The 23,813-nt window shown below is 37.9% G+C and carries 26 protein-coding genes and 3 pseudogenes; 28 read left to right on the forward strand and 1 reads right to left on the reverse strand.

The window, feature by feature from the left end; translation table 11 throughout:
- Window positions 1-7 precede the first annotated feature (7 nt).
- From V8V91_RS26040 to V8V91_RS26095, 12 genes and pseudogenes are all read left to right on the forward strand, one after another.
- On the forward strand, window positions 8-1,660 hold the full coding sequence (locus V8V91_RS26040) for a glycoside hydrolase family protein (protein WP_373397935.1): 1,653 nt from the start codon (window positions 8-10) through the stop codon (window positions 1,658-1,660).
- A gap of 73 nt (window positions 1,661-1,733) precedes the next feature.
- Window positions 1,734-4,184: a glycoside hydrolase N-terminal domain-containing protein gene (locus V8V91_RS26045; RefSeq protein WP_373397936.1), complete on the forward strand. Its 2,451-nt coding sequence runs from the start codon at window positions 1,734-1,736 to the stop codon at window positions 4,182-4,184.
- Window positions 4,185-4,208: 24 nt separating this feature from the next.
- Window positions 4,209-5,042, forward strand: coding sequence for a sialate O-acetylesterase (locus V8V91_RS26050; protein WP_373397937.1), 834 nt, complete (start codon window positions 4,209-4,211; stop codon window positions 5,040-5,042).
- Between the two features lie 38 nt (window positions 5,043-5,080).
- Window positions 5,081-6,996 (forward strand): annotated as a pseudogene (locus tag V8V91_RS26055) (alpha/beta hydrolase-fold protein).
- 778 nt (window positions 6,997-7,774) lie between these two features.
- The gene (locus V8V91_RS26060; protein ID WP_373397938.1) at window positions 7,775-7,960 is read left to right on the forward strand and encodes a hypothetical protein; all 186 of its coding nucleotides are present in this window, start codon (window positions 7,775-7,777) and stop codon (window positions 7,958-7,960) included.
- Window positions 7,960-8,142, forward strand: coding sequence for a hypothetical protein (locus V8V91_RS26065; protein WP_373397939.1), 183 nt, complete (start codon window positions 7,960-7,962; stop codon window positions 8,140-8,142). Before V8V91_RS26060 ends, V8V91_RS26065 begins: the two co-directional genes overlap by 1 nt.
- 10 nt (window positions 8,143-8,152) lie before the next feature.
- Window positions 8,153-8,521: pseudogene (locus tag V8V91_RS26070) on the forward strand (reverse transcriptase domain-containing protein); the annotation flags it as partial.
- An 11-nt stretch (window positions 8,522-8,532) separates the two neighbouring features.
- A complete protein-coding gene (locus V8V91_RS26075) occupies window positions 8,533-8,784 on the forward strand; it encodes a hypothetical protein (protein ID WP_373400865.1) in 252 nt (83 codons plus the stop codon).
- Window positions 8,717-8,860, forward strand: a complete 144-nt coding sequence (locus V8V91_RS26080) for a hypothetical protein (RefSeq protein WP_373400817.1) — start codon at window positions 8,717-8,719, stop codon at window positions 8,858-8,860. The genes V8V91_RS26075 and V8V91_RS26080 overlap by 68 nt, the downstream gene beginning before the upstream one ends.
- An 873-nt stretch (window positions 8,861-9,733) precedes the next feature.
- Entirely contained in the window at window positions 9,734-10,078 is a 345-nt protein-coding gene (locus V8V91_RS26085; protein ID WP_373397940.1) for a hypothetical protein, read from the forward strand.
- 85 nt (window positions 10,079-10,163) lie between these two features.
- On the forward strand, window positions 10,164-10,571 hold the full coding sequence (locus tag V8V91_RS26090; protein ID WP_373397941.1) for a reverse transcriptase domain-containing protein: 408 nt from the start codon (window positions 10,164-10,166) through the stop codon (window positions 10,569-10,571).
- A gap of 168 nt (window positions 10,572-10,739) precedes the next feature.
- Window positions 10,740-10,904 (forward strand): hypothetical protein, encoded by a 165-nt coding sequence (locus V8V91_RS26095; RefSeq protein ID WP_373397942.1) that lies wholly within the window; start codon window positions 10,740-10,742, stop codon window positions 10,902-10,904.
- Window positions 10,905-11,067: 163 nt separating this feature from the next.
- Here the strand turns inward: V8V91_RS26095 and V8V91_RS26100 are convergent, their stop codons facing one another.
- Entirely contained in the window at window positions 11,068-11,565 is a 498-nt protein-coding gene (locus V8V91_RS26100; protein ID WP_373397943.1) for a hypothetical protein, read from the reverse strand.
- A 115-nt stretch (window positions 11,566-11,680) separates the two neighbouring features.
- Here V8V91_RS26100 and V8V91_RS26105 point away from each other — a divergent pair, with 115 nt between their 5' ends.
- From V8V91_RS26105 to V8V91_RS26180, 16 genes and pseudogenes are all read left to right on the forward strand, one after another.
- Window positions 11,681-11,827, forward strand: a complete 147-nt coding sequence (locus V8V91_RS26105) for a hypothetical protein (RefSeq protein WP_373397944.1) — start codon at window positions 11,681-11,683, stop codon at window positions 11,825-11,827.
- Between the two features lie 302 nt (window positions 11,828-12,129).
- Window positions 12,130-12,342, forward strand: coding sequence for a helix-turn-helix transcriptional regulator (locus V8V91_RS26110; RefSeq protein WP_373397945.1), 213 nt, complete (start codon window positions 12,130-12,132; stop codon window positions 12,340-12,342).
- A 75-nt stretch (window positions 12,343-12,417) separates the two neighbouring features.
- Window positions 12,418-12,747, forward strand: a complete 330-nt coding sequence (locus tag V8V91_RS26115) for a HipA N-terminal domain-containing protein (RefSeq protein WP_373397946.1) — start codon at window positions 12,418-12,420, stop codon at window positions 12,745-12,747.
- Window positions 12,737-13,530: pseudogene (locus tag V8V91_RS26120) on the forward strand (HipA domain-containing protein). Before V8V91_RS26115 ends, V8V91_RS26120 begins: the two are co-directional and overlap by 11 nt.
- Window positions 13,527-13,694 carry a hypothetical protein gene (locus tag V8V91_RS26125; protein ID WP_373397947.1) on the forward strand — a complete coding sequence of 56 codons (168 nt, stop codon included), beginning with the start codon at window positions 13,527-13,529 and terminating at the stop codon, window positions 13,692-13,694. Before V8V91_RS26120 ends, V8V91_RS26125 begins: the two are co-directional and overlap by 4 nt.
- A 203-nt stretch (window positions 13,695-13,897) precedes the next feature.
- The gene (locus V8V91_RS26130) at window positions 13,898-14,095 is read left to right on the forward strand and encodes a hypothetical protein (RefSeq protein ID WP_373397948.1); all 198 of its coding nucleotides are present in this window, start codon (window positions 13,898-13,900) and stop codon (window positions 14,093-14,095) included.
- A gap of 392 nt (window positions 14,096-14,487) precedes the next feature.
- A complete protein-coding gene (locus V8V91_RS26135; RefSeq protein ID WP_373397949.1) occupies window positions 14,488-15,777 on the forward strand; it encodes a tyrosine-type recombinase/integrase in 1,290 nt (429 codons plus the stop codon).
- Window positions 15,778-15,891: 114 nt separating this feature from the next.
- A complete protein-coding gene (locus tag V8V91_RS26140; RefSeq protein WP_373397950.1) occupies window positions 15,892-16,416 on the forward strand; it encodes a terminase small subunit in 525 nt (174 codons plus the stop codon).
- Window positions 16,416-16,955, forward strand: a complete 540-nt coding sequence (locus V8V91_RS26145; RefSeq protein WP_373397951.1) for a hypothetical protein — start codon at window positions 16,416-16,418, stop codon at window positions 16,953-16,955. The genes V8V91_RS26140 and V8V91_RS26145 overlap by 1 nt, the downstream gene beginning before the upstream one ends.
- Window positions 16,956-17,338: 383 nt before the next feature.
- Window positions 17,339-17,689 carry a helix-turn-helix domain-containing protein gene (locus tag V8V91_RS26150; RefSeq protein WP_373397952.1) on the forward strand — a complete coding sequence of 117 codons (351 nt, stop codon included), beginning with the start codon at window positions 17,339-17,341 and terminating at the stop codon, window positions 17,687-17,689.
- Window positions 17,682-18,689 (forward strand): hypothetical protein, encoded by a 1,008-nt coding sequence (locus tag V8V91_RS26155; RefSeq protein WP_373397953.1) that lies wholly within the window; start codon window positions 17,682-17,684, stop codon window positions 18,687-18,689. The genes V8V91_RS26150 and V8V91_RS26155 overlap by 8 nt, the downstream gene beginning before the upstream one ends.
- Window positions 18,686-19,384: a Lin1244/Lin1753 domain-containing protein gene (locus V8V91_RS26160; protein WP_373397954.1), complete on the forward strand. Its 699-nt coding sequence runs from the start codon at window positions 18,686-18,688 to the stop codon at window positions 19,382-19,384. Before V8V91_RS26155 ends, V8V91_RS26160 begins: the two co-directional genes overlap by 4 nt.
- 465 nt (window positions 19,385-19,849) lie before the next feature.
- Entirely contained in the window at window positions 19,850-20,446 is a 597-nt protein-coding gene (locus V8V91_RS26165; protein WP_373397955.1) for a toll/interleukin-1 receptor domain-containing protein, read from the forward strand.
- On the forward strand, window positions 20,436-20,999 hold the full coding sequence (locus V8V91_RS26170) for a toll/interleukin-1 receptor domain-containing protein (protein WP_373397956.1): 564 nt from the start codon (window positions 20,436-20,438) through the stop codon (window positions 20,997-20,999). The genes V8V91_RS26165 and V8V91_RS26170 overlap by 11 nt, the downstream gene beginning before the upstream one ends.
- A gap of 35 nt (window positions 21,000-21,034) precedes the next feature.
- Entirely contained in the window at window positions 21,035-22,432 is a 1,398-nt protein-coding gene (locus V8V91_RS26175; protein WP_373400818.1) for a tetratricopeptide repeat protein, read from the forward strand.
- 369 nt (window positions 22,433-22,801) lie between these two features.
- Window positions 22,802-23,806 (forward strand): endonuclease domain-containing protein, encoded by a 1,005-nt coding sequence (locus V8V91_RS26180; RefSeq protein WP_373397957.1) that lies wholly within the window; start codon window positions 22,802-22,804, stop codon window positions 23,804-23,806.
- Window positions 23,807-23,813 lie beyond the last annotated feature (7 nt).

Consider the following 23,813-nt stretch of genomic DNA (forward strand, 5'->3'; position numbering starts at 1 on the left):
ATCCCAAATGAACCCGATTCAAGTGCGTAAAATTATTGTATTCTTTGCTGCTCTCCTTATTTACACTCAGGAAAGCTTTGCTCAAATTGAAGAAAGGCCACGACCTGCCGAGTGGAACAACTTAGTACCAGGAGCTAAGTTTATTGATCTTTTTCAACCAATTCCACCAATTGGAAAATTGACTGCCGATACTTGGGGCACTGCTATGGTCAAACCTCGGTATGTGGACAATGGAATTGAAGATAATGAATGGTCCTACTGGGGTGGCAACATTCTAAAAGGGGAAGATGGTCAATTTCATTTATTCGTCTGCCGCTGGAGGGAAGATTCTCCCAAGGGACATCATGAATGGCCTAGATCGATCGTGGTACATGCCGTATCCGATCACTCAATGGGGCCTTTTAAAGTTATTGGTGAAGTTGGAAAGGGGCATAACCCAGAAATCTTTCGAACTGCGGACGGACACTTTGTGGTCTATGTGATCGACGGATATTATGTGTCTGAATCTCTTGACGGTCCTTGGGAATACCGCAAATTTGATTTTGACCAGAGAGACCGACCAATCATTGAAGGGCTTTCCAATCTAACTTTTGCTCATCGTGAAGATGGTTCCTATCTCATGGTCTGTCGTGGAGGAGGAGTTTGGTTCAGTAAAGATGGAGTAAGTACCTTCAATCAGGTTTCCAATGAGCGAGTTTATCCTCCAGTTGACGGTAGATTCGAAGATCCTGTTATCTGGAAAGACCATGTTCAGTATCATTTGATTGTTAATGATTGGTTGGGAAGAATAGCTTTTTACCAGCGTTCGAAAGATGGGGTTCATTGGAAAACAGATCCGGGAGAGGCCTACATGCCTGGAATTACCACTTATGAAGACGGGACCATTGAAGACTGGTTTAAATATGAGCGCATCAAGATTTTTCAGGATGAATTGGGAAGAGCTGTACAAGCCAATTTTGCGGTGATTGACACTTTGAAAAATGAAGATAAGCCCAATGATAGGCATAGTTCCAAGAATATTGGGATTCCACTGAAGGTTGGAATGCAACTGGAACTGTTGAATAAAAAAGCCATTACTCCTAAGACAAAATCTATCAAAGTATTGGTGAAGGCTGAACCGGGTTTTAACCCTCAACAAGACTTGGATTTGGCCTCCTTACGCTTTGGAGCATCCGAAGAAGTCAATTTTGGAAGAGGAGCAAAGGCGGTCAGTTCTCAAGCTAAAGGGGATGACTTGGAAATTTCTTTTGAGGGAAAAGGCAATGGATTCAAGGAGGATAATTTTGCTGGAAAGATGATCGGGAAGGACAATAACGGGGACATGGTGTTCGGCTTTTCTAGACTACCTTGGGTGAATTACAATCCCGAAATCCTTTCGGCAAGAAAGCCTGAAATTGATAAAGAAAAAGGAATTGTACGGGTGAAAGTGGAGAATTTTGGCCAAATAAAATCCAAGAAAGCAAAAGTGATGGTAGAGGTTTTTGAGGATGGAAAAAGTGCTTTTACCTCAGATGGAAAGGTTCATTCCTTAGAGCCATTTGAAGGAATCTGGATAGAACTTCCCTATGATCAATTAATCCCCCTAGGCTCCGATTTGACCTTTAAACTTACCATTATCCCTTCTAATGGTGAAATTGAAATGCTAGAGGGAGAATTATAATTATCCGTAAATTCAATTAGTTAAAAGCAAAAGTTCTTCTAATACACCAACTTCAAACCCAAAACCTACTCTCATGAGACATTTGATTTTTTACGTCTTACTATTCATTTCCTCGCAAGCATTTTCTCAACAAGAGCTGAAGCTATGGTACAAGCAGCCAGCTGGAAAAGTGTGGACTGATGCCTTGCCTATTGGGAATGGAAGGTTGGGCGCCATGGTATATGGCAATGTGGACACTGAAATCCTCCAACTTAATGAGCATACAGTTTGGTCGGGAAGTCCCAATAGGAATGACAATCCTGATGCATTGAATGCCCTTCCTGAGATCCGGGAATTGATTTTTGAGGGAAAACAGAAAGAGGCAGAGCAGCTGGCTTCTAAAATGATCCAGACTAAGAAATCTAATGGGCAGATGTTTCAACCTGTGGGAAATCTAGAAATATCCATGGCAGATCATGTAGAATTTGAGGATTATTACCGTGAGTTAGATATTGCCCATGCGGTTGCGAAAACCAGCTACACTGTCAAAGGGGTGACTTACACCCGGGAGGCCATAGCTTCGATTCCTGATCGGATTATTGCGGTGAAGTTAAGCGCCAATAAACCGGGTATGATTTCATTTAGCGCAACATTTTCGAGTCCGCATCAAAAATCTGGAGTTAAGACCAATGGTTCAAATGAATTAGTACTGACTGGAACAACCTCAGATCATGAGGGAGTACCGGGGAAAGTCAATTTTGAGGGGATCGCTAAAATCCAAACAAAAGGTGGCACGCTTAGCCAAACGGATACAGCTTTGGTTGTGAAGGATGCCGATGAGGCTACGATTTACATTTCCATTGCTTCCAATTTTATCCGATATGATGACCTCTCAGGGGATGAACATGAGAAAGCGAATGGCTATATGGAAAAAGCTTTTTCTAGGAGTTTTGAAGCGATCCAGAAAGATCAGCGGGAGGCCTATCAGCATTATTTTAATCGGGTAAAGTTGGATTTGGGTGACTCAGGGGCTTCAAAGCTACCTACTGACGAACGTTTAAAGAATTTTAGAAATACCAGTGATCCCCAGTTGGTAACACTGTATTACCAATATGGCAGATACTTATTGATCTCTTCTTCCCAACCTGGTGGACAACCCGCCAATCTCCAAGGAATTTGGAACAAAGAGATGATGCCGCCTTGGGACAGCAAGTATACCATCAATATCAATGCACAGATGAATTATTGGCCTGCGGAAAAAACCAATCTTTCGGAATTGCATGAGCCCTTCCTAAAAATGGTTCAGGAAATGGCAGAAACTGGACAGGAAACGGCTAAAGTGATGTATGGAGCAAGAGGTTGGATGGCTCATCATAACACAGATATTTGGAGAGTTACGGGGCCTGTGGATGCCATATTTTGGGGTATTTGGAATGGAGGTGGAGGTTGGACCAGCCAGCACCTTTGGGAACATTACCTGTATACCGGTGATCAAGAATTTTTGTCATCTATTTATCCAGTCTTAAAGGGAGCTGCACTGTTTTATGCAGACTTTTTGGTGAAAGATCCTCGAAATGGTTGGTTGGTCATCAACCCAGGAACCTCTCCGGAAAATGCCCCTCAAGCACATGGAGGGTCTTCTTTGGATGCAGGCACGACCATGGATAATCAAATTGTATTTGACGTCTTTAGCACGGCGATTCAAGCTGCAAAAATTTTGGATAAAGATGCCTCATTTCAGGATAGCTTGAAGCTGTTGAGAAAGCAACTTCCTCCAATGCATATCGGGAAGCATGGCCAGCTTCAGGAATGGTTGGAGGACATTGATGATCCTAATGACCATCACCGCCATATCTCTCATTTGTATGGATTCTTCCCATCCAATCAGATATCTCCATTCCTAACTCCTGAATTATACCAGGCTTCCAAAACTACCCTGATTCATAGAGGAGATGTCTCTACAGGTTGGAGTATGGGTTGGAAAGTTAACTGGTGGGCCAGGGCCTTAGATGGGAACCATGCCTATACATTGATCCAAAACCAACTATCTCCAGTAAAGGGTACCAGAGAAGGTGGAGGTTCTTATAACAACCTTTTTGATGCACATCCACCTTTTCAGATTGATGGGAATTTTGGCTGTACTTCAGGGATCACAGAGATGTTGGTACAAAGTGCCAATGGAGAGGTTCATTTGCTGCCCGCACTTCCAGATGCCTGGCCTGAAGGTAGTATTTCTGGAATCAAAGCAAGAGGAGGTTTTGAAATTGTGGACATGGAATGGAAGGATGGAAAAATACAAACGGTGTCCGTGAGATCTTATTTGGGTGGAAACCTCCGTTTGCGAGTTCCCAATTCCATGCATGTGAAAGAGGGAGTTTTGAATCCGGCAAAAGGAGAAAATTCCAACCCTTTTTACTATGTAGAAGAGACTCCAGCTCCAGTGATTTCTGATCAAGCTAAATTGGAAAAACCTCAATTGAATCCAGGCTATTCCTATGATTTAGCCACGGAAGCAGGAAAAACCTACGTATTGCTGATGAATTGAATGAACCCCTTAAATCTATAACCCATGTTTTCAAGAGCTTTAATTGCTTTGGTACTTTGTTTTATCGGTAAACAAAGCTTTGCCCAAGACCCGAATTTTTACATTTTTCTGAGTTTTGGTCAGTCCAACATGGAAGGAAATGCCCGGTTCGAACCCCAGGATACAATAGCAAATCCCCGTTTTCAATTGTTACAAGCAGTGGATTGCCCCGATCTGGGCCGAGAAAAAGGAAAATGGTATCCTGCCGTTCCTCCATTGAGCAGGTGCAATACAGGGATTACCCCAGGTGATTACTTTGGGAGAACTTTAGTGGAAAATTTACCTGATAGCATTCGGGTCGGAATTATCAATGTCTCAGTTGGAGGCTGTAAAATCGAATTATTTGATAAAGATAATTATAAAACCTACACGGCTACAGCACCGGATTGGATGAAAGGAATGATCGCCCAATACGATGGGAATCCCTATCAAAGGTTGGTTGATTTGGGGAAATTGGCCCAGGAAACTGGGGTCATCAAAGGGATCCTGCTGCATCAGGGTGAATCCAATACAGGAGATCAAACCTGGCCTACCAAGGTCGCAGGGGTCTATGCGAATTTATTGGCAGATTTAAGTTTGGAACCCAATTCGGTGCCACTATTGGCAGGTGAACTGGTCAGTGCTGAAGAGGGAGGAAAATGCGCTAGCATGAATCCGATCATAGGCACCTTGCCTGAAGTCATCCCGAATGCTTATGTGATTTCTTCCCAGGATTGTGAGGCGATCAAAGATGGATTGCATTTTTCAGCAGCTGGTTACCGATTACTGGGTTCGCGATATGGTGAGAAGATGACTGAGCTTTTAAAGAGTAATAATTAATAAATTAGGCCTAGTTCAAACCATAAACCTAAAACCATATGAAACGATTTTTCAAGTTGATTTTTGTGTTTTGCCTTGTTGGAAACACGACAATAGGACAAGTTCTGGAAAAAGAAGCACCTGCAGGCTTTGATCAAGTTCAAGCTGAGATTCCCCATGGAAAGATTGATTCTATTCAATATCGATCCAAAACGGTTGGGACGACCAGAAAGGCGCTGGTTTATACACCTCCAGGTTATTCCAAAAGAGACAAGTATCCGGTTTTATACCTATTGCATGGTATTGGAGGTGATGAAAAAGAATGGTTGAAAGGAGGGCATCCTGAAGTGATTTTGGATAATCTGTATGCGGAAGGGAAACTGGAGCCCATGATTGTAGTCATGCCAAATGGTCGAGCGATGAAGGATGATAGGGCTGTAGGAAATATCATGGCTCCTGAAAAAGTAGAGGCATTTGCTAGGTTTGAAAAAGATTTGTTGAATGATTTGATTCCTTTTATAGAAAAGAAATATCCTGTTTTAACTGATCGGGAAAACCGAGCGATTGCAGGTCTGTCAATGGGGGGAGGGCAGTCACTGAATTTTGGCCTAGGGAATTTGGATAAGTTCGCTTGGGTGGGAGGATTTTCTTCCGCTCCCAATACCAAAGCTCCTGAGGTTTTGGTTCCAGACCCAGCAAAAGCCAAAGAATTATTGAAGGTACTTTGGATTTCCTGCGGGGATGAAGATGGACTACTTAGTTTCAGCAAGAGAACTCACGATTATTTGGTACAAGAGGAGGTTCCCCATATCTATTATTTGGAATCAGGAGGGCATGATTTTAAAGTCTGGAAGAATGGGCTGTACATGTTTTCCCAGCTATTATTTAAGCCAGTAGATCAATCAAAATTCAATAAATATAGTCCCTTAGGGACCCCGTCGGCTACCAATATCAGAAACTCCAAATACCCTCAGATTTATCCTGATCACAGAGCCAAGTTCAGAATCAAAGCTCCTGAAGCTGAAAAATCCAATTGGATCTGGGTAAGAAATATGATATGATCAAAGGAGAAGATGGAGTATGGGAAGTGATGACCGATTCTTTGAGTGAGGGTTTTCATTATTACTCCTTGATCATTGATGGAGTGGCTGTGGTGGATCCATCCAGTGAGGCATTTTATGGGATGGGTAGGTTTGCAAGTGGCATTGAAGTGCCTTTTAAAGGAGATGGATACTACCAATTAAAAAATGTGCCACACGGGGAAGTGAGAAGAGTAAGATATTTTTCGACAGCGTTGAGATCCTGGAGGCAATTTTTCATCTATACTCCACCGGGATACGAAACGAATACAGCGGAAACCTATCCAACTTTGTATATCTATCATGGAGGAGGAGAGGATGAAACAGGTTGGGCAAGACAAGGGAAGACCGATCTTATAATAGATAATTTGATCTCGGAAGGTAAGGCAAAAAAGATGTTGGTGGTGATGGCAGATGGGAATATGCCAGCCAGTGCGTTTACTGAAAATGGCCTAAGGCAATTTGAGCGGGAGCTCAAAGAAAGCTTGATTCCCTACGTGGAGAAAAATTACAGGGCTAAGTCCAGTGCTGCCAATCGAGCATTAGCTGGACTTTCCATGGGAGGATTACAGACCTTGTATGCAGGTGTAAATAACACTGATTTGTTCTCCTATTTGGGAGTCTTTAGTTCGGGTTGGATAGCCGGTAGGCAGACAGAAATTGTGGATGCCCAATATGCCTTTATGAAAGAAAATGCTTCTAAAATCAATCAGGATCTAAAGTCATTTTGGATAGCTATGGGAGGAGAACAGGATATCGCCTATCAGAACTGCCAGATAATGATGAAAAAGTTTGACGAAATAGGGGTGGATTATTCCTATTCAGAGTATCCTGGAGGTCATACTTGGCCAGTATGGAGAAACAACTTGTATAATTTTGCTCAGGTGATTTTTTAGAACTCTAGGCTACCTCTTTCTTGAGCTCTTTACCTAAATCATAATAAAGAAGTTTCTTTTAGAAATTCAGTAATTCACAAAGGTTATATACTAACTGAAAAGGAAGCTGTTGATTATGGAATTTCTGTGATGAATATAATTGAACAGTCTCTCATTGAATTAAAACAAAAGTATCCTAAAGAAACAGAGTTAATGTCGGGGCTATGCACCGTTTCAATGGCTGTATAGCCATTGTGTGTGCCTTGAATGGTGAATATAGACCAAAAAGATGGTCGTCTTAACGGGTGAAAGTCCCTTTAAGCGCGGGAGTCGTTACCCGAAGCCAAGCAAGTGGCAAGGTGGTTTACCGCGAGGTATACACCGAAGTAAGCCAGACTGCGGTGTCTGTACTGACGAACAGGAACTCTATACTGAGGCTATGAGGATGGATGAGGTAGCACATCATGCCGAAGTCCAAAGTTTCTGAAACAGAGATAAGCCAAAATAGTAGATAGAGCAGCGATAGGCACAAGGATATTCCACCTTACCGAGGGAGGTCTCTAGACGTCTGGAACGTCCAAGAGAAGTCAGCCGAGGTCATAGTAGTTATCGGAAACGAGCTGTAAATACCGCAGAGGTCTCACTGGATAATGAAGGACTGAACATTGAATCGCGTCCTAATTCGGATAGGAATCCCGCACATGCGAGATAGCCTATTCTTAAGCGGACAAGGAGAACAAAGTAATGATAGAAAAAAGTACTTCAATCCAAAAACCTTTATAAAGCCTACCGTCAAGTAGTGGGTAATAAAGGCTCATCGGGAGGACGCAAAGTGCAGGTGACCGAATTGAAGTCGTTTATCGATCAAGGCAAGACAGCTGTATTAACCGACATCCTGAAAAGGAGGTACGTACTAAAGTTATCAGAGGGGTTGAAATCCCAAAGAGTAACGGAAAAACCAGATTACTCGGAGTCCCATGCGTAGTGGATAGATGGCTTCAACAGGCAGTTAGCCAGCAATTAGCCACCCGATTCGAATTAACTTTCGAAGAGGAGAGCCACGGTTTTCGACCTGGAAAGAACCTTCACGGAGCAGTAACACAAGCACTGAAAAACATCAATGATGGCTATCAGGATATTGTTGACATTGATCTGAAAGGTTCTTGATGAAGTACAACACTACAAGTTGCTTCAGTTAATCTACAACAGGGTGAAATGTCCCACAACTTTGTGGCTGATCCGAAAATGGCTGAGAGCACCAATCCAGATCAACGGAAAACTGCACAAACGCCGAAAGGGTATGCCACAGGGAAGTCCCCTTAGTCCTCTTCTATCCAATATATTATTGGACGAACTGGACAAGTATCTCAAAAGTAAAGGGTTGAAATTTGTCCGCTATGCCGATGACTTTAGTATCTATACTCAGTCAAAATCAGCTGCCCAAAAAGTAGGAAATGAAGTCTATATGTTCCTGAAGAACAGACTGGACTTGCCTATCAACAGGAGAAAAGCGGAATCCGAAGACCCTCTGACTTTGAGCTGCTAGGTCATGGCTTCGTGCCAACCTACAAAAAGGGGGAAGGGCAATACCAACTGGTAGTGAAGAAGCAAAGCTGGGAAAACCTGAAGCGTAAGCTCAAAGGAATAACCAAGAAATCCTTACCATACAGCTTTGAAGAGCGACTTCAAAAAACTCAGAGAGGTATGGATGGGCTGGGTAAACAATTATCGACTGGCCAGTATTCAGGCCAAGCTCAAACAACTCGACGAGTGGCTGAGGAACAGACTCAGATATTGCATTTGGCATGACTGGAAAAGCCTGAGGAAAACGCAAAACCTAATTAGACTGGGAGTGGATCAAGACCATGTCCTACGCATGGAGTAGAACCAGAAAAGGAGGATGGGCTGTAGCTCAGAGTCCCATACTGGTAACAACGATTACACTTTCCCAGACTGGAAAAGAAAGGGCTATGTAAGTATGCTGGACTATTACTCAAAATCAAAGCCCGAGATTCAATGAACCGCCGTATACATGGTGACCCGTACGTGCCGGTGGTGTGAGAGGCGCACCGTGGGCTTATGGCTCACGGCCGTCTACTCGATTGAGAAGCCGCCCCGAAGGGCGGATTTCAAACGATGGAGCCCCGACATTGAGAAACGACCGAAGGGATGTTACTCAACGTTCGGCTAAACTGCGTTTTAATGCAGTTTAGGTTATGTGTGTGCCTTGAATGGTGAATATAGACCAAAAAGATGGTCGTTCCAACGGGTGAAAGTCCCTTAAGCGCGGGAGTCGTTACCCGAAGCCAAGCAAGTGGCAAGGTGGTTTACCGCGAGGTATACACTGAAGTAAGCCAGACTGCGGTGTCTGTACTGACGAACAGGAACTCTATACTGAGGCTATGAGGATGGATGAGGTAGCACATCATGCCGAAGTCCAAAGCTCTGGAAACAGAGATAAGCCAAAATAGTAGATAGAGCAGCGATAGGCACAAGGATATTCACCTTACCGAGGGAGGTCTCTAGACGTCTGGAACGTCCAAGAGAAGTCAGCCGAGGTCATAGTAGTTATCGGAAACGAGCTGTAAATACTGCAGAGGTCTCACTGGATAATGAAGGACTGAACATTGAATCGCGTCCTAATTCGGATAGGAATCCCGCACATGCGAGATAGCCTATTCTAAGCGGACAAGGAGAACAAAGTAATGATAGGAAAAGTACTTCAATCCAAAAACCTTATAAAGCCTACCGTCAAGTAGTGGGTAATAAAGGCTCATCGGGAGTGGACGGTATGCAGGTGACCGAATTGAAGTCGTTTATCGACCAAGGCAAGACAGCTGTATTAACCGACATCCTGAAAAGGAGGTACGTACCCAAAGCCATCAGAGGGGTTGAAATCCCAAAGAGTAACGGAAAAACCAGATTACTCGGAGTCCCATGCGTAGTGCATAGATGGCTCGCCTGTGCAGTTAGCCAGCAATTAGCCACCCGATTCGAATTAACTTTCGAAGAGGAGAGCCACGGTTTTCGACCTGGAAAGAACCTTCACGGAGCAGTAACACAAGCACTGAAAACATCAATGATGTCATCAGGATATTGTTGACATTGATTCGAAAGGTCTTTGATGAAGTACAACACTACAAGTTGCTTCAGTTAATCTACAACAGGGGTGAAATGTCCCAATAACTTTGTGGCTGATCCGAAAATGGCTGAGAGCACCAATCCAGATCAACGGAAACTGCACAAACGCCGAAAGGGTATGCCACAGGGAAGTCCCCTGTCCTCTTCTATCCAATATATTATTGGACGAACTGGACAAGTATCTCAAAAGTAAAGGGTTGAAATTTGTCCGCTATGCCGATGACTTTAGTATCTATACTCAGTCAAAATCAGCTGCCCAAAAAGTAGGAAATGAAGTCTATATGTTCCTGAAGAACAGACTGGACTTGCCTATCAACAGGGAGAAAAGCGGAATCCGAAGACCCTCTGACTTTGAGCTGCTAGGTCATGGCTTCGTGCCAACCTACAAAAAGGGGGAAAAGGGTAAATACTCAACTGGTAGTGAAGAAGCAAAGCTGGGAAAACCTGAAGCGTAAGCTCAAAGGAATAACCAAGAAACCTTACCATACAGCTTTGAAGAGCGACTTCAAAAACTCAGAGAGGTATGGATGGGCTGGGTAAACAATTATCGACTGGCTGCCATTCAGCCAAGCTCAAACAACTCGACGAGTGGCTGAGGAACAGACTCAGATATTGCATTTGGCATGACTGGAAAGCCTGAGCGAAAACGCAAAAACCTAATTAGACTGGGAGTGGATCAAGACCATGCCTACGCATGGAGTAGAACCAGAAAAGGAGGATGGGCTGTAGCTCAGAGTCCCATACTGGTAACAACGATTACACTTTCCAGACTGAAAAGAAAGGGTTAGTAAGCATGCTGGACTATTACTCAAAATCAAAGCCCGAGATTCAATGAACCGCCGTATACGAGACCCGTACGTACGGTGTGAGAGGCGCACCGTGGGCTTATGGCTCACGGCCGTCTACTCGATTACCTGTAGTATCCTATTTTAAGAATTCCAAAATGTGTTTCTATTTTAAAAATGAGGAGCAGTAATTAGTGTTAATTATTGGATATTCATTCCTTAGTGATGTATAAAAGTCAAACTGAGTTAAATCCTCATAACTCTCCTTTTTATATTCCATCTCTTCCTTTATTGTTTCTTCGTATCTCCAGTGGTTTCTATAATCAATCCCAAAAACTATATATTTCTTACCTATTTTAAACGTTTGAGCGCAACTTCCATCGTTGTCCTGATCAATGATAACTTCTTGAGATTTCAACTTCCCTTTAATCACTGAATCAACTTTGAACAGCACATTGTAACCTATGCCTTCCTGGTCAAGTTGGTTGTTTCGTTGATTGTGAAATCCAACATTTCTTACTGCTTCACCAACAAAAACAAAATCTGATCTTTCAATTAGTCCTTTAAAAAGTTTAGAATCAATTTTTTCCCAACAAATACAAGAGTATCCTTTTTGAATAATCAGAAAAATTAAAATTAATATAAGGAATGGTGTTTTTTTCATTGTTTGATTACTGGTAACATTTAAATATTACGGCTATAAAAAGAAAGCTGAAGAAGAATTTAAAAAATTAGAAAGAGACACGGGAATTGAACAAAATTTTGCTTGTGTAAATATAATGACAACAATTGACGTTAAACACGGTAAAGAAATCAATCCTAAAGATGAAAGAGCAGGAATGGTTGAGAACAGAATAGTTAATATTCTTAAAAGTCGTGAACCAAGGAGATTGGTTTTACTAAAAGATAAACCTGAAGAAAAATAATGGCAGTACAGTGCATGACAAAGGGTATGCTACATTTGGCATTCAGTAGTTTGTGTTCATTTTAAGCTAGCATCTCGTTTTTCTTAGCGGGGGACAGATGTTCGCTCCAAAAAGTCAAATGTTGTATCCCCAAAAATGTTTTTACTAATTAGATTATACCTAATCGGGTATAATTTCTGTTTTAAGCTTGTTTATTATACCTGCACGGGTATATTTTTGTTAAGAAAATCATTTTTATACCCGTTTGGGTATATTTTTTGTTTTTATTACTATATTTATACCCGAAAGGGTATAATATTATTATGGAAAAGCTGAGCCGATTTGTAAAAGAAAGACGTAAAAAACTGGGATTAACACAAGAAGACCTGTCGTTTAAAGCTGGCGTTGGACTACGATTTGTGCGCGATCTAGAACAAGGAAAGAAATCATTAATGATCGATAAAGTCAATCAGGTTTTATCATTATTTGGTCATGAACTAGGACCTATACCATCAGAAAGAAACGAGCCTAAGTGAAATGACCAAGACAACAAAAAAAGGGAATATGGGAGACTTCCATGTGACAACTGAAAATTAATACTAACACATGAAATGAAGACCGCTAAAGTTTACATGCATAATAAATTGGCCGGGAAATTAACGGAAGATGAAAATGGTTATCATTTCCAATATGAAAAATCATATCTGAACCGATCGGACTCAGAAGCAATAAGTGTCACGTTCCCACTTACAAGTGATCGATATGAAAGTAAAATCCTATTTCCGTTTTTTGATGGATTAATTCCAGAAGGGTGGTTATTGGATATCGCACAAAAAAACTGGAAACTGGATCCACGGGATAGAATGAGCATATTATTGAAAACTTGTCTGGATTGCATAGGGGCAGTATCTATAGAACCACAGGAAGAAAATGGAGAATAAATGTCTTTATTGCTATAAGGAAATTGATTCAGAAGAGTTAACAACTGAGGCAGGCGTAAGGGGGTATCATCAAAAATGCAGCAAGAAATTCTTTGGTAAAATTATTCCTCCTGAATTGAATTTTACTGAAGACCAAATCCTAGAGTTAGCTGAGCAGGTAATCAAAAGTCAAAAAACGGTTACAGGTGTCCAGCCGAAACTTTCCCTTGGAATAGCGGGAAATTCAACCGAACCTGAGCGATTTACAATTGTAGGTCTATGGGGTGAATATATTTTAAAACCCCAAACAAAAACATACGCAAGTGTACCAGAAATTGAAGATTTGACAATGCACTTGGCTGAAGTCAGTAAATTAAAAACCGTAGCACATTCACTTATCAGATTAAAATCCGGACAATTAGCTTACCTAACAAGAAGAATTGACAGGGAAAAAGGGAGCAAGCTTCATATGGAAGACATGTGCCAAATAACTGAACGAATGACGGAGCACAAGTACAAAGGTTCTTACGAGCAAATAGCAAAGGCAATAAAAAAGCATGTAGCAAATCCAGGTTTGGATGTAACGGATTTTTTGAATTAGTGCTATTTAGTTTTTTGACAGGAAACAACGATATGCACCTTAAAAATTTCTCTTTACTGAAGAGGAATTCGGAATATGACCTTTGCCCTGCTTATGATCTAGTTGCCTCCGAATTAGTAGTTGAAGGAGATGATGAAGATCTTGCTTTGAATTTAAATGGGAAGAAAAAAAGATCAAAAAGAAAGATTTTGAAATTGCAATGAAGGGTGCTGGTATAGACTCAAAAGTAATAGACAACATATTCAAAAAGTATAAAAAACTAATTCCGAAGTGGGAAAAAATCATTGAAGGTAGTTTCCTAAATGAAAACTTGAAAGTAGAATACAAATCATTAATTGATAAAAAAGCAGCACAAATAGAACTTTAAAACTAACATCAACTATACTTAATCCACATTAAAACGCATTTTGGCTTGGGGTAGTTAAAAACACAAAAAAATAGGACTATATCCTAGTACAAAAGCTAGAGGAAAAAAAGTCCTAAAGTTGGAGGAGAAAATGGGAACTGAAAGAAACCTCCATTAATCTTTCAGTAAACCCCGAAAAGGGCCTAAAATTTGGTATCCATTTCATGCCTATTAGACTATTTGTTTTTGGAAAAGACCTGACTTCAGAGGATTATAAAGATGTGAAAAGAGAATTGTTGGAACAGATATTATCCTCAGAAGCCAAACTGACAAGGATCGAACCAAATTCAGACAAGGAGTTGATAAATAATTTCACAAAAGCAGTCCCAATCGCTGGAAAGCTTGATTTTCTTTTTCTTTAGGAGATTTAAGTCAAAAAAGAAGGATAATTGGTTCGAACTTTCCGGAAAATCTCACTTTTGACGGGGAAGAACATCGAACCGATAGAATTAATGAATTAGTCAACCTTATCTATCTGGTTAACAAAAAGATAAGGGCAAAAAAAGTGGGCAAAATCATTTGAATTTGATTTTACCCACCTTGGTGGGCCCACCTGGGCTCGAACCAGGGACCACCTGATTATGAGTCAGAAATTAGCTTATCTATATTTTTATTGTCTTATACTTAAAATGTTGATTTATATTCTTTTAATAGGCAATTAAGCTGTTTTAATATCTTTTTATTTATTAATTTATGGATTGTTTTATGTGCAAATATTGTGCAAAATTTTATCTTTGAATAAATCATACTTGGAATGGCTAGAAGAATAGATAAAGCAAAAGATCCAGTTTCTATATCATATTACTTGGATACCAGGAGAAAAAAGCAAAATGGTATGTACCCAGTTAAAATTAGAGTTTATGACGGTATTACTAAAAAGGTAAGACTCTATTCTACTGACTTTGATTTGGATGAGAAAACTTTTGACAGAATTAAATTCCCTGAAAAAGGGAGGCGATTAAGGGAAGAGGAAAAATCTATAAAAAGTGATTTGGATGAGCTACTTATCTTTTACAAGGAAAAATTGAAGCTGTTACAAATATTCACATTTGATTCCTTTGAAGAATCTCTTATTGTAAAAACAGGTGAGAAGGCAAATACTTTTTTTCAATATGAAACCTATGTGAAAGAGCTTAAAGAATATGAGAGGATTGCCACAGCTTCAAGTTATGATTTGAGTATGCGGTCATTAAAATCATTTTTGAAAAGCAGAAGCGGTAAAGTACCATCAAAACTTTTGTTCCAAGAAATAACGGTTAAATTTTTAAATGATTATGAATCATGGATGGTTAACATCCAAGGTAAAAGTCAAACAACTGTCGGGATATATATGAGAGGGCTTAGGGTTATTTTTAATAGAGCCATTGACCAGAAAATTATAGATAGGGATATATACCCATTTGGTAGGAAAAAGTATGAAATTCCTTCAAGTACCCGAAAGAAGAAAGCCTTAAATGGAGATCAACTTAAACTTTTATTTAATTCAATCCCAAAGACGAAAGAACAACAAAAAGCCCGTGATTTTTGGTTTTTTTCTTTTGCATGTAATGGGATTAATATGAAAGATATAATTCACTTGAAATGGAAGAATATTAACGGTGAATTCATCGAATTTATAAGGGAGAAAACAAAAAAGACCAAGAAAGCAAATAGCAAAACTATTCAAGTACCACTCACAGAATTTGCTAAATCTGTGATTAAAAAATATTCAACTGACTCTAAGAATCCTGAGAATTACATATTTCCATTTCTGAAAAAGGAAATGTCTGCTGAAGAAAAGTATTTAGTAAACAAAAAATTTATTCGTTTTGTAAATCAGCATTTGAAAATTATGGCAAATGCAAATGGTATAACTGGAGAAATTTCGAGTTATTGGGCTAGGCACTCCTTTGCTACCTCAGCAATAAGAAATGATGCAAGCATGGAATTTGTTGGCGAATCTCTTGGACATTCAGATGTAAAAACTACACAGCTTTATTTTGCTGGATTTGAAGATGATACTAAGAAGGATATTTTAGGTAAAATTACCGATTTCATGCATTGAAGTATATTGAATACATCCAACTATTTCTTTAATATTATTTAGTTTTTTGATACTGATGCTATCCAATTATTGCTTATTTTCAAGAGTGTTTATCGGAATTGAAGAATATTTGAAATGGGGAAAAGAAAAATTATAAAAATAGGAGATCAAGAAATAAGCATTTCAGATAGGGAAATACTTTTTGCAGAGGCTTATTTAGCTAATGGTTTTAATGCTACTTCGGCAGCGATAAAGGCTGGGTATAGTAAGAAATCAGCAAAGGTTCAAGCTTCAAGAATGTTAACAAATGCTAACCTTTCAAATTATCTCAAATGGAAATCAGAACCAATTATGGATGAATTAGAAATTACACAAGAGAGAATTTTGAAAGAACTTGCATCAATTGCATTTGCTAAACCTACAGATTTTTTAAATCAAGATTTTTCTCTTAAAAATCTAACAGAAATTAGATCTTCTTTTCATCCTGCTATCAAACAAATCGTGCGAAATGATAGGGGGTTTAAACTCGTACTTCATGACAAAATTGGTTCATTAAATAAACTACTTGAACTAATTAGGGAGAAGCAATTAAATGTGAATTCTAAAAAAGACTCACTATTTGCATCGATAAATGCTTACTATTCTAATTATGGTAAATAATGAGAGAGTTCAAGCAGCTTGATGAAAAGCTTCTTAGGCTTTTTGAGGGAGATACTTCTGCATTTCCAGATTTAGAAGAAGTCAGAGATGTACTCATTATGATTAAAAATGAAGAATGTAAAAGACCTACACGAGAGAAAAGGAAATTCAAAAAGTTCTTAAAAGCATTAAAAGATTACTGCCGAAATCCAGAGCCTTATCTAATGAGTGATTATTGGGATTCTATTTTTGGATTAGTTTTATCCAGTTTTCTTGATTATTCAGAGAAAGGGGTTGGTTTAGAATACCTAGTTGGACTTCCAAGTAATTACTCATTTACAGATTATATCCAGGAGTTTTGCAAGCCTAGAATACAGAATCCAAAAGATGGCACTTACGAAGTAGAAGTAATTGATAAATATATCTCTCCCAATTGGAAAGACTATGAGAACAAGTTTATTCCATCTATGGAAATTGATAAAATTGTAGAATTTTTCTCCGAACTAAAAAACCTTTCAAAAAAAGGAAAAATCTCCTTTTCTATCGGAAGAAAACTTTGATGATTTTATTAAGAGTTCTTTTGCAAGACTGAGGAGTTGATAACAATACCCAAAATCCGATTGATCCATGGAGCAAAAATGGCAATAGTCAAACTTTTTTATGGATTTTACCTCAAATGTTCAAGCGAATCTCTTTATAATAAAAATAAAGATGCATACTTAACTTTACTTAAAGAGGCATTTGAGACAGATGTTTTTAATGAGGTTTCAATAAAGAATTTTAGACCAGATTGTTCAAAGCATGTTTGGTCTGTTATGATTTAGTAATCTAAAAATTGATTTTTTCTACGCTCTTCACGTATTTACTTACGCACTTTACGGCAAATCCAAGTAGAAGTATTTCATCTGGTAGTTTTGATTCAATCACCAAAGAAAAAAACACTATGGAAAAAAATTGGATAGATTTTAACAACATGCCGGAAGCTTTATATAAGCTATTCGGAGAGGTCCAACTCCTTAAAAGTCTTGTCATAGAAGGCAGTTCTAATGAAAGTTTAGATAAGCTTTTTTCTATAGATGAGACATCAGATTTCCTGCATTTAAAGAAACAAACTATTTACTCCTATGTTTCCAGGGGAATTATTCCGCATTCTAAGCGTGCTGGTAGACTTTATTTCTCGAAGAATGATCTGATCGAATGGATCAAAGAAGGTAATAAGAGACCATTTGATGTGGAAGAGGAAGCGAAGAAAGTTATTTTAAAAAGAATTAAGAAAGGAGGTAGCCATGAGTGATTTTGATGACTACGATTTGCCAACTCCAGAAAAAATCAGCTTTGATTTAGTATTTAAAGGGTCTGGGAAAGATTATGGTTTCTTTAGTAAGTTTCTTGGACAGAAATTCTATCCATATGGAATCTATGAAATCAAATCAAAAATGATTCGTGGAGAAAATCCCAAATGGATATTGAAAGGTATTTCAAAATCAGGGGAATTAAGGGCTTTTGTCTCACTAGATTCATCCAGATTTACAAATTGGTTCATAGGAGAACTAATGGGTATTAATATTGACGGAACAATTGAATATGCAATGTGTATTCTTGATTTAGGCGTTTCCCAATCATTCGGTCAATTTTATTTATTTCCTGAGCGTATTTATAAAAATGAAAACCGAACAAGGGAGCAATTAGAGGATTTTATTGAAGGATTGATATTCACAAATAATCTGAAAGAAAACCTCGAAAGTTCAAAAATAGCACATCCAAAGTCTAAGCTAAATAACAAGATTAATTGGGATAGAGAATCCTCCGAACCTGCATTAAAACAGCTTTCAAAAAGAGTTCTTGATTTTGCTTATAAAGACCGTCCATTAATCCCAAAACATGCTATTTCAGTAAGATCATATCGTTTTACTGATTCCAAAGAGGGTGGATTTATAAAAGCTATCCAACAGTTTATAAAACTTCAAGGTGGAATAGCAGAACGAATCAATTCTATGGGTAGACAGGTCGACAAAAGGAAGTATTATGACGATCCAATAACTGGTGCAAAAAAAGTAATTGGGTCGGTAGAATGGATTAGAGGCACCTCTACAGAGGGAACCGCTGATGTATCTATAACTGTTTTTGGTTTGTCCATAAAAGTTGAAGTCAAACTTGGTAATGATAAACAGAGTGAGGCTCAAAAGAAATATCAGCAAAGGATTGAGCAGGCAGGAGGGATTTACCTAATCTGTAAAAATTTTGATGGTTTTTTACATCAATTTTTTAAAGCTGTGGAGGGGCGAATAATATGAAAGATGCATATTGGTTTAGACACGATTCTAATGCCAGAAATGATGAGAAAATCATCGATTTGAGAGGAGATTTAGGGTATGAAGGATATGGCATCTATTGGGCGATAATAGAATTCCTAAGGGATACCGAAAATTATGAAGCAGAGTTCAAGCCAAAGAGACTTGCAATGGTGTTACAAGTCAGCCAAGACTTGATTGAACAGGTAATAAGTGGTTACAAGCTTTTTCAGCGTGATGAGAATGGGATGTTTTATTCCATTTCGTTAAAATCCAGAATGAAGGAAATGGATAGGAAAAGAGAAGTTCAAAGAGTTAAAGCAAATCTACGATGGCACCCAGATGGTAAGCAAGCAAAAAAAGACCGAGAATCCCAAAGTAATGCCACGGCATTGCCGCAGGAATGCCATAAGAATAAAGAAGATAAGATTATAGAAAAAGAGAAGACAGTAGAAAATAGCAGACAAGATGAGAGGGTGCAGGGAGAGAAGGTAAATCAAATCTTTATTTCTGATTGTTTGGAAGTAAGAAATGCCTATCCTATAAATCTTCTTTTTGAGTATATTTTTTTTATAGGAAATTATAAGCTAGAATCCGCAGAGGAATATAGGGCAAATTTTATTAATTATTGGAAGAGATCTGGGGCTGAAAAAAATATTCGAGATATTAAAAAAGGTTGGTTTCAATGGCATATTTAGGATTTGAGTTGGATGAATCCAATGTCAAAATAAACCTTAAAAGGTTCTTGGAGTCAAATGAATTAAACAAAACTGAAGCAGAATGTTATTTGGATTTCTTGTCTTATTTGAAATCAGAAGGATTTAAACCTTCAGATAAATTTAATAAACTTGCACAGCCATATTTGAAATTTTGATCGATTTTTTAAGATGAATATTAAAAATTACCCTGTTCTGAGTATTGCAACTGAAGATTTTGATTCCGATCTTAAAGTTTGATCTAGATATCGTAAATATTTAAAGTCATTTCATCCCAATAATAAAATATCCAATAACATCGCATTTTAACATTTGTTGTTGAAAAAATCATTTTGATATCTATGATTCTGACATTAAAAAACAAACACGAATTAAAATTTATAATTGATATATGCAGTTGTTTAGATATTAAGTGTTAGGCAATATTAAGATTCTATAAATGACTAAATGAATGATTTGATAACATATGATACATTTTTGAGCCATTCTCATCAGGATGCAGAAGTTGTTGAACAGATTGCAAATAAGTTGGAAGATAATCACGATTTAAGAGTGTGGCTTGACAAATGGATCTTAATTCCAGGGGAACCATTTAGGCAAGCAATGTCAAAAGGGTTAGAGAAAGCAAGAACTTGTATAATTGTTATTGGAAGTAGTACTCCAAAAGGGTGGTTCGAAGAAGAAGTTAGTAAAGCATTAAATAAACAAACGCAAGACAAATCATTTAGGGTTATTCCATTATTGCTTCCAAATGGCAACTCCAAATTTGTAACAGATTTTTTAGAACTCAGAACTTGGGTAAAGTTCCTAACTCACATTGATGAACGCCGGCCTTTTCATGAGTTGGTTTGCGGTATAAAAGGGCTTCCTCCTGGCAGACTGTATACTGATGCTCAACCCAATAATTATAAATCTGAATTGAAAGATAAGCTAAAAGAAATTAATGCCTTGTTTAATGAAAGCTTAATTGATGAATCTGTAAAGATTGAGTTTCAAAAAATGCTTATTAAAGAACAAATAATTAAAAGGAAAGATGAAAGATAAATATAATGCATTTATATCTCATTCCTCAAACGACAAGGAACTCGTTTTATCCTTGGCTACTTGGCTAGAAGCTGAAGGAATAAATACGTGGCTAGACCTATGGAATCTGACACCAGGTGTAGATTGGCAAGAAGCTATCGAAAATGCGGTAAAAGAAGCTGAATATTTTTTAATATTAATAGGTGATAAAGGATTATCTAATTGGAATATAACAGAGCTGAGTGAAGCAATTAAATATGATAATAAAAAAATAATCCCAATTTTAACAAACAAAAACCTTGATGTAATACCAGTTTTTTTAAGAGATAAAAAAATAATCCATATAAATGAAAAAGGAGCTTTTGACCAACTTTCCGCATTAATAAATCCAAATAAACAATTATTTCAATTAAATAGCATAGTTAAAGAATTGGTCGCTTCAGGAAATTATGAAGAGGCTTTAAATAAATCATTAGAAGCAATAGAAATTATCGAAAAAAATAATTTTTTTAACGAAAACGCCACCACCACATTCAATAATTTAGGTTTAATTTATAAGACCAAGGTGATTTAAAAAATAGTCTCAACTATTTTAAAAGAGCATTAGAAATTGTCGATAAGAAAAAGGCAGAATTTCAAACAGCAACAACTTTATCCAACTTAGGTAGTTTATACCTCGATTTGGGTATGTATGATGAAGCAAAGTACCTCCTTCAATCCGCATTGGCATCCGATCTCATAAATTTAGGAGAAGATCACCCAACTATTGCTATTCGCAAATCCAACTTAGGTAGTTTATACCTCGATTTAGGAATGTATGGAAAAGCAAGGAATCTCCTTCAATCCGCATTGGCATCCGATCTCAAAAACTTTGGAGAAGACCATCCAACTATTGCTATTCGCAAATCCAACTTAGGTAGTTTATACCTCGATTTAGGAATGTATGAAAAAGCAAGGAATCTCCTTGAATCCGCATTGGCATCCGATCTCAAAAACTTCGGAGAAGACCATCCAACTATTGCTATTCGCAAATCCAACTTAGGTAGTTTATACCTCGATTTAGGAATGTATGAAAAAGCAAGGAATCTCCTTGAATCCGCATTGGCATCCGATCTCAAAAACTTTGGAGAAGACCATCCAACTATTGCTATTCGCAAATCCAACTTAGGTAGTTTATACCTCGATTTAGGAATGTATGAAAAAGCAAGGAATCTCCTTGAATCCGCATTGGCATCCGATCTCAAAAACTTTGGAGAAGACCATCCAACTATTGCTATTCGCAAATCCAACTTAGCTAAAGTATACCTCGATTTGGGTATGTATGATGAAGCAAAGAACCTCCTTGAATCCGCATTGGCATCCGATCTCAAAAACTTTGGGGAAGACCATCCAAGTACTGCTAATGTCCGCTCCAACTTTTCAAATATATATCGTTATTTAGGAGACTATAAGAAAGCAAAGAATCTCCTTGAATCCGCATTGGCATCCGATCTCAAAATTTTTGGAGAAGATCACCCTTCAACTGGTATTAGCAAATCCAACTTAGCTATTGTATACCTCGATTTAAAAATGTATGACGAAGCAAAGAACCTCCTTGAATCCGCATTGGCATCCGATCTCAAAATTTTTGGAGAAGATCACCCAACTATTGCTATTCGCAAATCCAACTTAGCTAATGTATACTTCGAATTGGGTATGCTTGGTGAAGCAAAGAACCTCCTTGAATCCTTATTGGCATCCGATCTCAAAATTTTTGGAGAAGATCACCCATCAACTGCTATTCACAAATCCAACTTAGCTAAAGTATACCTCGATTTGAGTATGTATGATGAAGCAAAGAACCTCCTTGAATCCGCATTGGCATCCGATCTCAAAAACTTTGGAGAAGACGATCCAAGTACTGCTTCTACATATGCAAATTTAGGAGAAATTTACTTTAACATTGGGTTAAAGGCAAAAGCAAAAGAGTATTTCAAAAAGCATTTGACATATTCTCCTCTAGTCTAGGGACAGATAATCCTAATACAAAATCGATGAAAAGCAATTTAGAAATGTTTGACTAATAGCGGGGAGAACTCCTATGCCTCCACAAGATTAGTGCTTTGCCTCCTCCCAAGTAGCAGGTAAGCTTGAAAAACGTCACTTCAAAAAATGAACGAATGAATATTGGATGAAGAAATACACTGCAAACTACACTTATACAAATCCGAATTTTGTAATTCAGAATCTTGTAACAAATCAGGTAAATAATGATTTGTTGCCTATTTTGTACGTCTTAAAAAACATTTTGCAGCGTGGTTTTCCGACAACCCTTTCAAAATATTTGCAATTTCAACTAGGAGAAGTTCATAGACTTGAAAACTTCGAAGAACGCTTTTGATTGCGACAAAGCAAAAACCTATTTGGAACGATACAATTAAAGGAGATAGAGCACGCAATTACTTTCCTGCAAAAGACTTTTTTGAGCAAATCATACCTAACGAGTTTGGCGAATATTCTTTTGTTCAGTCTTTGCTCATTCCCGAAATCGAAATCAACGAAATTACAGGAGAAGATGACAGAAACTTTATCAATCAACAAGTTGATTTTTATTTACCACAAGCAAAACTTGTAATTGAAATTGACGGACAACAACACAAACTTGATGAAGTTACTAGAGTTTCAGATAACATCAGAGATAACTATTTGGCGAGTAAAGGAATTACGACCATAAGAATTACCACCCTAGAACTGCGAAACGGAACTTATACAGAAAAAGTCGAAACGATTTTAAATCATCTTTTACGCTATGAAAGACTTCTGAACTTCTATAAAAATGCTTGTGAGAAAATAGAAGAAAATCAGATAAGCGAAGAAGAAATTAAAACGAAATTATTACCTACAGCAATAATCCGTTTTCAGATTTTGCTCATTGAATTGCTTACTCACAAGTATTTGACTTTTGACGAAGATTGGAATTTTAACATTTTAACTCACGAAGATTTGCCCGGTTTTTCAGAATTGGCAATAAACGATTTGCTTATCTGGGTTGATAAAATTTGGCAACTTAAAAATAAGAATGAGCTCAAAAAGCCAATTTTCAATATTGAAATAACTAACGATAAAATTAATTTTCACCCAACAACAAAAGCCATAAATATTGACTTTTCGTTATTCAAACGGTATACAGACGAAAACAAAATCAGCAATGATGTGATTTTTGTACGCACAGATTATTTTGACATTGTAAAAGATAAAAACTATTTCAGAGTTAGTACAACAGAGCCAATTAATTACAATATAACGGATGAAGACAAACCATATTTAGAGTTTTTCTTGAAAACATTTTTGATAAGCCAAGTTTTCGTGAAGGGCAATTTCCAATTATTTCAAATGCACTAAACCGAAA

Source organism: Algoriphagus halophilus, assembly GCF_041729275.1.
Lineage (GTDB): Bacteria > Bacteroidota > Bacteroidia > Cytophagales > Cyclobacteriaceae > Algoriphagus > Algoriphagus halophilus_A.